Raw genomic sequence first — 13597 nt, 5'->3', positions numbered from 1 at the left:
TGCCAACAGTTTTTTTACTAACTTAACAATTCCAAATTGAGATTTTCCGATCATTCAATAACTAAACTCGCTAAAAATGAAAAAGCTTAACTCCTTACCAATTCTAACACTTCTGCTATTATCCGTATTGTCAATTGAGTCCAACGCCCAACAAAATACGGAAGGCAAACCTCCTGTAGAAAATCAATTTACCATTGAAAATTGCGTGAATAAGTTCGACATGAATAAAATTGATAAAACTAGTGTTGGCTATCAGTATTGGTTTGTTGATAAAGAATTTCTGGATGGAAGAACGTTAAAAATGAGCGTAGTTGCTCCTCATCAGGCAACTCATGCCCCACACAGACATATCGAGGATGAGTTCTTTTTTGTTCTGGAAGGTGAAGCCCAATTCTATCTGGATGGAAAAACGACAAAAGCCGCTGCCTATGCAAGTTTCTATTGTCCATCGGGAGCTGAACATGGCATCGAAAATATTGGTGACACAGAGCTAAAATATTTAGTGATTAAAAAATATCAGAAATAGAAAAAGATATGCAAGCAAAAATTAAATGGGGAATACTGAGTACAGCCAAAATTGGAGTTACCAAAGTCATTCCTGCAATGCAAAAAGGTCAATATTGTGAAGTAACCGCAATAGCCTCTCGCAATATCGAAAAAGCAAACCATGCGGCAGATCAACTTGGCATTCCAAAGCGCTACGCCTCATACGAAGACTTGTTGGCTGATCCTGAGATTGATGCCATCTATAACCCACTGCCCAACCACATGCATGCTTACTGGACCATGAAAGTGCTAGAGGCCGGTAAAAATGTGCTGTGTGAAAAACCAATTGGCATGAATGCCGATGAGGCTAAGGCATTAGCTGATGCAGTTAAGAAGTACCCGGAGCTAAAAGTGATGGAAGCATTTATGTATCGATTTCATCCACAGTGGGAAAAAACTTACGAGCTCATACAAAGTGGAGCTATCGGAAACGTAATAACAGTTCAATCGTTCTTTTCCTATTACAATGTAGATCCTCAGAATATTCGTAACAAGCCTGATGTTGGAGGTGGTGCATTAATGGATATTGGTTGTTACTGTATCTCTTTCCCTCGTTTTTTATTTGGCGAAGAGCCCTCAGAAGTTACTGGTCAAATGGATTTTGATCCGGTTTTAAAAACGGATCGTTTGACCTCCGGGCTACTATCATTCCCGTCCGGGAAAACCAGCAGCTTTACTTGTGCTACTCAATTAATGCCACATCAGCAGACCAATATTTTTGGAGATCACGGGCATATTGTGGTTGAAATTCCGGTAAACGCCCCACCTGAAGAAAAAACCAGAATAACACTGCGCACAAAGGAAAAGACAGAAACATTTACATTCGAACCGATCGACCAGTACACGATACAAGGTGATGCATTTTCGAATGCGATTCTTCGCAACGAACCAGTTCCAACGCCTTTAACCGATGCTATTGGAAACATGCAAGTTATTGATGCAATTATTGAAAGTTCGAAGAAAAAGCAGACTATTTCATTATAAAATAAAGGGTATAAAAAAACCTCGCAAATTGCGAGGTTCTCTATATCTATCACACCTGATGATTGTTAATCTATTTTACTTTTTCAACTACAGCTTTAAAAGCCGCAGGCTGGTTCAAAGCTAAGTCTGCTAAAACCTTACGGTTAATCTCAATGTTGCTCTTTTTCATCAAACCAATTAATTGAGAATAACTTAACCCTTCCTGACGTGCTGCAGCGTTAATACGTTGAATCCACAAAGCGCGGAAGTTTCTCTTTTTTGTTTTTCTGTCACGGTAAGCGTATGTTAATGCTTTTTCGTGGGCATTTTTTGCAACTGTCCAAACATTTTTACGGGCACCCCAGTAACCTTTAGTTTGCTTGAGGATTTTTTTTCTCCGAGCCCGAGATGCTACATGATTTACTGATCTTGGCATAATCTTTAATTTGTGAGCGGCTAGCGTCCCGACTTTTACGGAATCTTTACAGCTATACCCTCTGTTTTTTTACTTAATTTACTTTCGAAAAGGACTTGTTCGTTACTTCATGTTAAGCATCAGCTTCACATTTTTCTCATCAGCTTTATCAACCGAACCCCAATAGGTTAGGTTTCTTTTTTGCTTGGTGCTTTTTTTAGTCAAAATATGACTTTTAAAAGCATGCTTCCTTTTCAGTTTTCCAGAGCCGGTCAATTTAAACCGTTTTTTTGCGCTGGATTTCGTCTTCATTTTTGGCATCTTGTCTTAATTTTATATCGAAGAATTACTTCTTCTTTTTAGGTGCAATAAACATCGTCATTCGTTTCCCTTCCAGGCGGGGCATTTGCTCTACCTTTCCAAGATCTTCCAATTCGGTAGCAAAACGCAAAAGCAAAATTTCACCTTGTTCTTTAAACAAGATTGAGCGTCCTTTAAAGAACACGTAAGCTTTCACTTTAGCTCCCTCTTTTAAAAACTTCTCAGCATGCCTTAACTTAAATTCAAAATCGTGATCATCCGTATTCGGTCCGAAACGAATTTCTTTAACCACAACCTTAACTGCTTTGGCTTTCATTTCCTTCTGTTTCTTTTTTTGTTGATAAAGAAACTTCTGGTAATCTATAACTTTACAAACCGGAGGATCAGCGTTTGGTGAGATTTCAACAAGATCAAGTTCCATTGAATCCGCAATTTTTAATGCTTCAGACAATGAATAAACTCCTTGTTCTTCAATATTCTCTCCAACTAAACGTACCTGCTGAGCACGTATACGTTGATTAATGTTATGCTGTGGACCCGTGTCCACTCTTCGTCCTCCTCGATATGGGCGTTTTTTTATTGCGATATGAAAAACCTCCTATTTCTTTTTTAGTTATAAAATGATGCTAATTGTTCTTTAACTTCTTTTTGGATGAATTCAGCAAACTCTTCTTTGGTCATTGTGCCCTGATCTCCTTCACCTTGTTTTCTCACGGCAACCGTTCCCGACTCTGCTTCTTTCTCTCCAACTATCAATAAATACGGGATACGTTTCAACTCATTATCCCGGATTTTACGGCCGATTTTCTCATTCCGGTCGTCAATTAGGGTGCGAATATCGGAATTATTTAGAAAATTTGAAAGATTTTCTGCGTATTCATTATACTTTTCGCTGATTGGTAAGATAACAACCTGCTCCGGAGTCAACCACAATGGAAATTTTCCGGCAGTATGTTCAATTAACACAGCCACAAAACGCTCCATTGATCCAAACGGTGCACGGTGAATCATAACCGGACGGTGGCGATTATCATCAGCACCAATGTACTCCAGTTTAAAACGCTCGGGCAGGTTATAATCAACCTGAATGGTTCCCAACTGCCAGCTTCTACCCAATGCATCTTTGATCATGAAATCAAGCTTTGGACCATAGAAAGCTGCTTCTCCCAATTCAGTAACTGTGTTTAATCCTTTTTCTTCGGCGGCTTCAATAATTGCCTGCTCCGCTTTGTCCCAATTTTCAGAAGAACCGATATACTTTTCAGGTTTCTCGGGATCGCGCAATGATATCTGTGCTGTGAAATCTTCGAAGTCCAATGCCTTAAAAATAATAAAGATGATATCAATTACCTTTTTAAACTCGTCTTTCAACTGATCCGGACGGCAATAAATATGTGCATCATCCTGAGTGAATCCGCGAACACGGGTTAATCCGTGCAACTCACCACTTTGTTCGTAACGGTAAACAGTGCCAAACTCGGCCATACGAACCGGCAAATCCTTGTACGATCGTGGTTTAAATTTATACAACTCACAGTGATGAGGACAGTTCATCGGTTTCAACATGTATTCCTCGCCTTCTGCCGGAGTTTTTATAGTTTGAAATGAATCAGCTCCGTACTTGGCATAGTGCCCCGAAGTTTTATATAAGTTGATATCTCCAATATGCGGAGTAATTACCTGTTCGTAACCAAATTTCTTTTGTACTTTTTTCAAAAAGTCTTCCAATTGCTGGCGAAGCATTGCGCCCTTAGGCAACCACATTGGCAAACCCTGTCCTACTTCCTGCGAGAAAGTAAACAGTTCCATCTCTTTACCAATTTTTCGGTGATCTCGTTTTTTTGCTTCTTCAAGCATAACGAGATACTCTTCCAAAAACTTCTGCTTTGGGAAAGTCACACCATATACCCGAGTAAGCATTTGGTTCTTCTCATCGCCACGCCAGTATGCACCGGCAATAGACGTTAGCTTTACCGCTTTGATATAACTGGTATTTAGCAAGTGAGGCCCACGACACAAATCAGTAAAATTTCCTTGATTATATAATGTGATTGTTCCGTCTTCCAGCTCACTGATCAACTCCTGTTTCAGTTCATCATCTTTTTCGGTGAACATCTGGATGGCTGCATCTTTCGATATATCCTGACGGACAATCTCGTTTTTTTGACGCGCCAGCTCAATCATTTTTTTCTCAATCTTTTCCAGATCTTTTTCTGAAAGTTGTTTTCCCTCAGGAAGATCCACATCATAATAAAATCCTGTATCGACTGTGGGACCAATACCAAATTTCGTTCCGGGGAAATAACTTTCTATAGCTTCTGCCATTAAGTGAGCCGAAGAATGCCAAAAGGTTTCTTTTCCTTCACGGTCATCCCAGGTATGTAATTTAATACGGGCATCTCCTGTAACAGGACGGTTTAAATCCCAAACAGAACCGTTTACAGTTATTGCTAAAACCTCTTTTGCCAAGCGGTTACTAATCGATTTGGCGATCTCAATTCCGGTAACTCCACTTTCATATTCCCTAACACTGTTATCAGGTAATGTTATTTTAATCATCAGTATCGAATTATGGATTTTATTTTCAGGGTGCAAAGATAATTATTATTAACTGATAGCGACAAGGGTTAGCCAATAATTTAATAGTCAATAAAAACACCAGAGGCGCACCAAAGCACCTCCTGATCTATTTTACACATCAATCTAATCAACATTATTATCGCACACTTAATGAAACGCCTGCATTTAACGAAGTATACTCCGCTTTATTAATAGAGCCAAAAACATTGAAAAAGCCAAGTTTCATTCTCAAACCTGCGTCCAAACTTATACGCGAAGACTCAAAGTTCAGCTTAATCGGATCAACTTCTTCCTCAACTTCGGTAATTTGATTTCCTTCTATTTCTACAGCAACAGGATAGCATCCCAGCAAGTCGACAGTTGTTTTACTTGAACTATTTCCAATACCTCCGAAGAAAGTAATAAAAGCGATCTTTTTCGAAACAATCAAACCTATTTTCATCGTATTGGTGTTGATATCCAACTCCTGATTCTCATCAGGCTGGTATCCGTCAGGAGTGCCAAATGACTTGTTCACCAGATAATCTTCCAACTGGAAATCGACTCCGGTACTCGCATCAATATGAGAATAAGCGGCAAAGACTGCAGCATCAAAAGGCAAATTCTTTAAAACAGGCATCCAATCCCTGAAACTATTCTTCACTCCAATTCCAATTAAACCAACGCGAACGTCTTCTTCTTCATCCCCCTGTTGGTTGAAATGCAGATTTGGAACATAGCGAAACATAAAATCAGTATGGGGTAAAAGCCCAAAACTCAACTGAGCCATCGGAATCGGAACATTGTCCATATCAATTCCCGGAGGGCTGTGAAACGACCCCAATGTATCACCTGGGTTAGTTGCGTTCTGATCAAGAATATTAATCTTGGGGCCCCACTCTTCCGCGCCAGCCACGGTTTGTGCAATGCTGTTTGTCGGATCATCCAAATACGCATTCTGCAAATTGATTTTTCCAAGATCAAACGTTTTTGCCGATTCTGGAATACGAACCGCAGTTATACTCATCGAAAAATCGAATCCAAACCGATCATGGGTTTCAGCAGTGTAGTACCAACCATTATTCAGTCCATCGCCAAGTGAATATGCAAAAGGTTTCAGATAACCCTGAATCATTTTACTGGCATCAACCGATCCGGCTTTAATAAATTCAGTTACATCAGATTGGGCAGATGCTATATGTCCGCTAAATACAATAATTGATAGAAGTACAATTTTTTTCATCCAATTAAAATTAAAAGTTTTCAAAGGTATTGTATGTAACTCCCTCATTTTAACTATGCTTGTTTGTGAAGCATTCTTGCATGGTCGTTTCATATCGCTGAAATCCGTTTTCGGTTCATATTTCGCTCATACACTTTCAAAGTCACATCTTATTACTTGCAACGAAAATAATTGATTTTGCGTGTAATGTTCCGCAAAAATACGGACGTATTTCGAGAATTTTTATTGTAATCAACTTTCATTTTTGAAAAAAAAAACAAAGCTTTGACGACTAAAATAAGTTTTATCATGCATAAAATCCTCATAACAGTATTCCTTTTTATCGCGATAGGAAACCCTTCAATAGCACAAAAGAAATTAACAATTGCTGATTTTCAACAAAAGAACACGTTCGGTCAACAGGATGCAACCGGGCTTCAATCATCAGCGAATGGACTGTATTACACAACGTTGGAAGACGGGAAACGCATTGTGAAATACAGCTACAAAGATGGGGAAAAGATAGAGACGGTTTTCGACCTGGACAAAATAGAAAATGCACCAATCAGTCATTTTTCAGCGTACTCGTTTAGCTCCGACGAAAGCAAAATTCTTTTGACAACTGAAAAGACGAAAATTTATCGCCATTCATACACCGCTAACTATTTTGTGTGGAATTCAACGACCGAAGAAATCAATGAACTTTCGTCGAAAGGGAACCAGCGCGAGGCAACTTTTTCGCCGGATGGTGAACGGATTGCATTTGTTCGCGACAACAACATCTTTATAAAAACATTACGTTTTGGAACTGAAAGCCAGGTAACTCACGATGGTAAAAAAAATGAAATAATAAATGGAGTCCCTGATTGGGTTTATGAAGAAGAGTTCTTTGATTTCCAGGAAAAAGACAAGCCCTTCTCGACCAAAGCTTTTGCCTGGTCGCCCGACAGTAAATTTTTAGCTTACGTTCGGTTTGACGAAACGGAAGTGAAAAATTTCAAGCTACAAACGTATGAAGGAAAAGATTCTTCATTTTCAGAAAAAGCCCAATATCCGGGAGAATATAATTACAAATATCCGAAAGCAGGTGAAAAAAACGCTACCGTTTCGGTATTTGCCTACGACATCAAATCGAAAACTAAAGTTGAAGTCGATCTGGGTGAAGAAACTGACATTTACGTTCCTCGGCTGAAATGGACGGCTGACGCTAATGATTTAGCGGTTTTCAGATTAAATCGCCGTCAAAATAAACTTGACGTACTATTTGCTAATCCGTTCACGGGAGATACCCGCTTGTTTTTTACCGAAAAAAACGACCGTTACCTTGCTGTGGAATTTCTGGATGACTTTATCTTTTTGCCCGACAATGATTATTTTGTGGTAAACAGTGAGCGCGATGGTTATTCGCACCTTTATTTATACGACCGTCAAGGCTTTGAGGTGCGACAGTTAACCGAAGGCAAATACGATGTAACCGACTTTTACGGTTTCGACTCAAGAAAGAAAATCTTCTATTATCAGGCTGCTAAAAAATCTCCGATGCAGCGAGAAGTTTATTACACCAGCCTGGATGGCAAGAAACAAGGAATTTTAACTCCGAGGGAAGGAATAAACGAAGCTGTTTTCAGCGAAGGATTTCAATACTTTATTAATGAATTTACAAATTTAACAACACCAAAAACCTTTAGCTTGTATGACAACGATGGCGATTTGGTGCGCGTTTTAGAGGATAACAGCGAATTGAAAGATAAGCTGGCCAATTATTCCATTCCTGAAAAATCCTTTTTCAGTTTTGAAACCTCTGAAGGAATCAGCTTGAATGGCTGGATGATAAAACCACTCAATTTCGACAAAACTAAAGAATATCCGGTGGTAATGACCCAGTACAGCGGCCCTAACTCACAAGAAGTACTGGACAAATGGACAGTAGATTGGTACAACTATCTGGCACAAGAAGGCTACGTGGTAGCATGTGTTGATCCAAGAGGAACAGGTGCCCGAGGCGAAGATTTTCGCAAAGTAACCTACATGCAATTGGGAAAATACGAATCAGATGACCAGATTGAAGCCGCAAAATACCTGGGGTCACTACCGTATGTTGATGCCTCCAATATTTCAATTTGGGGATGGAGTTATGGCGGCCAAATGACTCTGCTTTGCATGGAAAAAGGAGGAGATATCTTCAAAGCCGGAGTTTCTATTGCTCCGGTTACCCATTATAAATTTTACGACACTGTTTATACCGAACGATACATGCGCACGCCTCTTGAAAACCCGGATGGCTATAACGACAACGCTCCCTTAAACCACCCAGAAGGGATTACCGGGCGCTTGCTATTAATCCATGGCTCGGCTGACGATAATGTCCACCTTCAAAACACATTGAAAATGGCTGAAGCATTAGTACAAGCCAATATTCAATTTGACATGGCCATATACACGACCGGCAACCATGGAATTCGCGGAGGAAACACCCGCATGCACTTGTATACGAAAGTCACAGACTTTCTAAATAACAATTTGAAATAATTGAAAATGCAGGACTAACTGTTCAGCATTTCTTCTTTACAATTGTTTTGTTCTTTTACTGAAAAAGCATGCTTCTCTATTTTTTCAAGCAAAATATGCTTTTGAGGGATGAAGAATTTCCGTCGACGCTCAACATAGTCGAATGACAAAGGAGCCACCGTTTCCAGCTCTTGCTGAAACGACTTACTGTAATACTGAGCATCAACAACGACCGACTCAACAAAAAACAACAGGATACTTTTTTGCAGCAGTCCTTTAAAATCGAGATCCACCCGATCCAATATTTTCTTGGAATGATCTAGCACCTGCTCACCAAAATTATAGGTTTTATAAACTATGGAATCCAGCTTTTGATCTTTTGCCAGAAGAGAGAAGGTGGTCATCAATCCTCCTTCCAAATCTTCTTTCACATCCTGAATATCGTCCAGCAACTGCAAGTAAGCACCATAGCCAAACAGAAAATCTTTCTCCTCAGCGGTAAGCTTTCCGGCCACTAAATAGCCATCAGCTAGCACGGATGCTCCTCCTTTTGCCAAACAAATATTCAATGCTTGCTCTGAAGTTACTGTGTCGTGCTGCAGCTGCATACTATCGGTTTGCGCCCGATGAATTCCCAACAGCGATTCGAACACCTCCGGATAATCATTGCGATCAAACTGCCCTTCAATCAATTCAATCATGTGATAAATCTTCTGCTCCTGCTCATTTTTTGCTTTAACCGGCTTTCCGGCAATGCGACTAGCAAACCGCTGACTAAATTCATATTTATCGAGCGTTGAAATACTCGGATCATCTACATAATTATCGGTATACGGATACAACATACTGTAAGCAAAAATGGATGGGGTCAATTCAACCGGATAACCCAAAATCAACTGCAGGCCGTTCATAATCCAAACGTTCCGGCAGGCTTGAAATACACTTTCTACGGGCAACTCCGGATCAAGATCACGTACTTTCTTCGAAAATGCTTTTGTAGATTTCATCATTTCAGCAGAAAACATCAAATTAATCTCCTTGTGTTCATACGAAAATGCATCCTGAAATAAGGCTTGCAACTGCGTCAATATGAATTCGTCGAACCAGTCGGATTCCGCAAGAACCGAAATTTCATCTTCGTCTAGTTTCTTCATCGACATAAAGAACCGATCAACGAAAGCTTCCTTACTTTTCTTTTCACGACGACCAATAGAATTTCCAAAATTGGCATTCGAATCATTAGTCTGATACCAGATGTCAGCAAACTTATTAGTCAATTGAAGAATCTCCATGGTTTTTTAGTTTTGGATAACGCTAACAAATAAAAACAATCCAAACTTTAAGCACGCTAGTTTTCCGACAAACTCATGCCATTTATCGATAAACAAGCTGAAGGATAAAAAACGCTGACGACCGATTCCGACCAAAAAATACAGTTCAATTTTATACCTTGCGGAAAAAATTACAATGGCAGAACCGTTATCAGAACACGAACAGCTTTTCTACAACGATGGTTACCAACTGGGATTACAGGCGGCAAAAAACGATTATGCCGAGGAGGATTTATTTCAAACCATGGCACAAATGTACCACGCCATCGATCAACTGATAGAATCGTTATCGGCAATGGCTCAAAAGCAAGGCATAGCTATTCATTGCAGAAAGGGGTGCGATTACTGCTGCCGTCAGGCGGTATTTGCCAACTCCTACGAGTTGCACTATCTCGATCATTTTATCAAAAAGAACTTCAGCAGCGACCAAAAAAATCAGGTTCGGGAAAAAGCAATTGCCAAGAACAAACAAACTTCAGCATTAGAAGAAAAGGATATGTTAAACTACAAAAGCCCGTGCCCATTATTAAAGGATGGCTCGTGCTCCGCGTACGAGGCTCGACCAATGGCATGCCGCATCTATCTTTCGACCAATGTTATCAGTTGTATTGAGTTTTATCAAAACCCGGAGAATGAAAATAACTACCCGGCACTATTAGATTTTCCGTTAATGGCCGGTCGCATGATGAATGAAGGATTCATCGCAGCTCTAAAAGAAAACGGCATTGAGATAGCCGAATTTCGTTTAGAAGAAGGACTAAAGAATTTACTTAACGGATAGAAACCCATAATTCATAAAAACCTACCCATTGATTTTCAAGCGAAGACCAGCAATACGATCTTGCCGTTCCATCGAAAAACTTTGGCTTTCCCGCTCGGTAAAATCCAGCAGCACAATTGCTTTATGATAATACAGTTGCTGACGTAAGAAGGTTTCATCAACCAAGGCCACATCTCCCAATTGCTCCAACAAACTGGCAAACTGCTCCATATTTTCCAGCAATACTAATTTTTCTTGCAATAGTTCAACAAAAGCCTCATCTTCCAGAAAAAGCAAGTCTTTCAATACCAAATCCAGTTCCTCTTCCAGTTCAGATGACACTTTTTGAATAGCAGCAGCCGGCTGATGTTCTTTCTTCTTCAATCGTAAGATCAGGCGGACTAAAAATGCGCCCATTTCCTGAATCTGATGCAGCAAGTAATCTCGACGTTCCATAATCACTATTGGTGTTTAACGAAATATAAAGATAAGCACAATTAATCAAAATAAAATGAGTTTATATAGATCAAAGAATTATTACTTTTGTGCGCATGAATTCCAGACATCTAATACTCTTCGTACTACTTTGTATTCTTATTTCGCCCCGGGTATTTGCACAAAGTAATAATGCAACAATCTATGGAGTGGTCACCGGCGAAAAAGGACGAGCCCTTGAATTAGCCAATATTTCAATTAAAAACTACCCGATTGGCACGGTAACCGATCGAAAAGGTGAATACCTGCTTCGCGTCCCCGCAGAGAAACAAGTTACCATCGTGTTTTCGCTTTTAGGCTATTTGCCGCAAGAAAAAACAATTGAGGCAAATGCGGAAGAACGAATCGAACTAAACCTGCAACTGCAAATAAATTCGGAGGAAATTGGAGAAGTTCAGGTTTCAAGAAGTAGAAAAGGAAATGGGAACATTAGCCGTATTGATCCGAAATTTACCAATATCATGCCCGATGCTTCGTCCAGTGGAGTTGAAGCACTGATAAAAACATTGCCGGGAGTTTCGTCCAACAACGAGCTCAGCTCTCAATATTCCGTTCGCGGAGGGAACTTCGATGAGAACCTGGTTTATGTGAACGATATTGAGATTTACCGCCCGTTTCTGGTTCGCTCCGGCCGCCAGGAAGGCTTGAGTTTTATTAACTCCGACATGGTTTCCAGTATTGAGTTTTCGGCTGGTGGCTTTGATGCCAAGTATGGCGATAAAATGGCTTCTGTTTTGGACATCAAATACCGTAAACCGACAGAATTTAACGGTAGTGCTGCCATTAGTATGCTGGGTGGAAATTTGCACGTAGAAGATATCAGCAAAAACAAAAAGTTAAGTTATACCGGAGGCGTGCGTTACAAAACAAATCGTTATCTACTTGGCAGTCTGGATGAGAAGGGAGAATACAACCCTAATTTTGTTGACCTTCAAACATACGTGACTTATCGTTTTTCTGATCAGTTTGATTTGTCGTTTCTCGGAAATGTCTCTCAAAACAACTACAATTTCATCCCTCAAACCCGCGAAACATCTTTCGGAACTTTTGAAACAGCCTACAACACCAAGGTCTATTTTGAGGGACAGGAAAAAGATAAATTCCAAACGCTGCTTGGTGCATTGTCAGCAAACTATCATCCTTCGAATGACCTGAACCTGAAATTTATTGCTTCAGCATTTCAAACCAAAGAAGAAGTTAACTATGATATTTTAGGAGATTACTACCTCAACGAATTAGAGCGAGATCTGGCATCCGAGTCCGTTGGTGATAGTATTTTAAACCTGGGGATCGGGACTTTTTTAAATCACGCACGCAACAAATTAGAAGCGCATGTTTATAGCTTTTCGCACAAAGGGGCATACAACACCACTGATCATCTGCTGAATTGGGGCGTGAAATTTCAATTAGAAGATATTGACGACCGAATTAATGAATGGGAACTTCGTGACTCAACAGGCTATAGCGTGCCATATTCTGATGAAAATGTGACGCTTGCAAGAGTTGTTACAACTGACAACCAGATGCAAAACATGCGAATTACGGGGCACGTTCAAGACACCTACGCTATTCCAATCAACAGGGGCGAGCTCTATGTGACAGGCGGACTTCGATTTCATTATTGGGATTTTAGCAGTGAGTTTTTGTTGAGCCCGCGTTTTGCACTTAATTACTACCCCGATTGGGAAACCAATATTTCGTTTCGAATTGCTGGCGGTAGTTACCAGCAACCTGCTTTTTTTAAAGAACTAAAAGATCGTGACGGCAATATAAATTCCGACGTAAAAGCACAGAAATCAACCCAGTTTGTTCTTGGCTCTGATTATTTATTCAGAGCCTGGGACCGGCCGTTTAAACTGACTTCAGAGGTCTTTTACAAAAACTTTTCGCACCTGGTCCCCTATCAGGTAGAGAATGTTCAAATTCGTTATTTAGGAGACCAGGAGTCTACCGGATATGCAACCGGCATAGACTTTAAAGTTAATGGAGAGTTCGTTAGTGGTGTGCAATCATGGGCCAGCGTTTCGTTACTTCAAACCAAGGAAGACGTTGTTGGCGATGGTCATGGTTGGATACGACGACCAACTGATCAGAGAGTAAATGTGAGCTTATTTTTTCAGGACTACTTCCCGGGCAATCCAAGCTACAAAATGCACCTGGCAGCGTTTTATGGGGCAAGGCTACCTACCGGACCACCAAATTCAGAACGTTATATGGACACCTATAAAATGCCACCTTATCGTCGTTTGGATATTGGCTTTTCAAAAATACTTATCGGACCGGAAACACAACACAGCAGCAAATTACTCAGCAAAGTGAAAAATATGTGGGTCAGTTTAGAGATCCTCAACCTACTCGGCATCAACAACACCGTTTCCTACTTTTGGGTGTCCAGCAACACTGGCGACATGTATGCTGTTCCAAACTACCTGACCAATCGAAAACTAAATTTGAAACTATCAATAAAATTTTAGACC

The 13597-nt window shown here is 40.2% G+C and carries 12 protein-coding genes; 5 read left to right on the top strand and 7 right to left on the bottom strand.

Features of this window, described 5'->3' with window-relative positions:
* Positions 1 to 76: 76 nt before the first annotated feature.
* Both ACTB00_RS14450 and ACTB00_RS14445 read left to right on the top strand, forming a co-directional pair.
* Entirely contained in the window at positions 77 to 526 is a 450-nt protein-coding gene (locus ACTB00_RS14450) for a cupin domain-containing protein (RefSeq protein ID WP_463300627.1), read from the top strand.
* Positions 527 to 534: 8 nt separating this feature from the next.
* Complete coding sequence (locus ACTB00_RS14445) at positions 535 to 1530, top strand: Gfo/Idh/MocA family protein (protein ID WP_463300626.1); 996 nt, start codon at positions 535 to 537, stop codon at positions 1528 to 1530.
* Between the two features lie 70 nt (positions 1531 to 1600).
* Here ACTB00_RS14445 and rplT read toward each other — a convergent pair whose 3' ends face one another.
* From rplT to ACTB00_RS14420, 5 genes are all read right to left on the bottom strand, one after another.
* Positions 1601 to 1945, bottom strand: coding sequence for a 50S ribosomal protein L20 (gene rplT, locus ACTB00_RS14440; RefSeq protein ID WP_159518175.1), 345 nt, complete (start codon positions 1943 to 1945; stop codon positions 1601 to 1603).
* A 102-nt stretch (positions 1946 to 2047) separates the two neighbouring features.
* Positions 2048 to 2245: a 50S ribosomal protein L35 gene (rpmI, locus tag ACTB00_RS14435; protein ID WP_159518174.1), complete on the bottom strand. Its 198-nt coding sequence runs from the start codon at positions 2243 to 2245 to the stop codon at positions 2048 to 2050.
* 25 nt (positions 2246 to 2270) lie between these two features.
* Positions 2271 to 2792, bottom strand: a complete 522-nt coding sequence (gene infC / locus ACTB00_RS14430) for a translation initiation factor IF-3 (protein WP_159518173.1) — start codon at positions 2790 to 2792, stop codon at positions 2271 to 2273.
* Between the two features lie 62 nt (positions 2793 to 2854).
* Positions 2855 to 4804, bottom strand: coding sequence for a threonine--tRNA ligase (gene thrS, locus ACTB00_RS14425; protein ID WP_463300625.1), 1950 nt, complete (start codon positions 4802 to 4804; stop codon positions 2855 to 2857).
* A 157-nt stretch (positions 4805 to 4961) separates the two neighbouring features.
* Entirely contained in the window at positions 4962 to 6047 is a 1086-nt protein-coding gene (locus tag ACTB00_RS14420; protein ID WP_463300624.1) for a DUF6588 family protein, read from the bottom strand.
* A 288-nt stretch (positions 6048 to 6335) separates the two neighbouring features.
* On the opposite strand from ACTB00_RS14420, the gene ACTB00_RS14415 reads away from it, so the two are divergent.
* Positions 6336 to 8555: a S9 family peptidase gene (locus tag ACTB00_RS14415; RefSeq protein WP_463300623.1), complete on the top strand. Its 2220-nt coding sequence runs from the start codon at positions 6336 to 6338 to the stop codon at positions 8553 to 8555.
* Between the two features lie 14 nt (positions 8556 to 8569).
* On the opposite strand, the gene ACTB00_RS14410 is transcribed toward ACTB00_RS14415, so the two are convergent.
* Positions 8570 to 9826 carry a class 1 isoprenoid biosynthesis enzyme gene (locus tag ACTB00_RS14410; RefSeq protein WP_463300622.1) on the bottom strand — a complete coding sequence of 419 codons (1257 nt, stop codon included), beginning with the start codon at positions 9824 to 9826 and terminating at the stop codon, positions 8570 to 8572.
* A 175-nt stretch (positions 9827 to 10001) separates the two neighbouring features.
* On the opposite strand from ACTB00_RS14410, the gene ACTB00_RS14405 reads away from it, so the two are divergent.
* The gene (locus ACTB00_RS14405) at positions 10002 to 10646 is read left to right on the top strand and encodes a YkgJ family cysteine cluster protein (protein WP_463300620.1); all 645 of its coding nucleotides are present in this window, start codon (positions 10002 to 10004) and stop codon (positions 10644 to 10646) included.
* A gap of 21 nt (positions 10647 to 10667) precedes the next feature.
* On the opposite strand, the gene ACTB00_RS14400 is transcribed toward ACTB00_RS14405, so the two are convergent.
* Entirely contained in the window at positions 10668 to 11081 is a 414-nt protein-coding gene (locus tag ACTB00_RS14400; protein WP_463300619.1) for a hypothetical protein, read from the bottom strand.
* Positions 11082 to 11176: 95 nt separating this feature from the next.
* Between ACTB00_RS14400 and ACTB00_RS14395 the strand changes: the two genes are divergently transcribed.
* Complete coding sequence (locus tag ACTB00_RS14395) at positions 11177 to 13594, top strand: TonB-dependent receptor (protein ID WP_463300618.1); 2418 nt, start codon at positions 11177 to 11179, stop codon at positions 13592 to 13594.
* The last annotated feature ends 3 nt before the right edge of the window (positions 13595 to 13597 follow it).

The sequence above is a fragment of the Sunxiuqinia sp. genome, from assembly GCF_055140945.1.
Note: the sequence above shows the minus strand (reverse complement) of the source record. Positions and strands in the feature narration are given on the sequence as shown.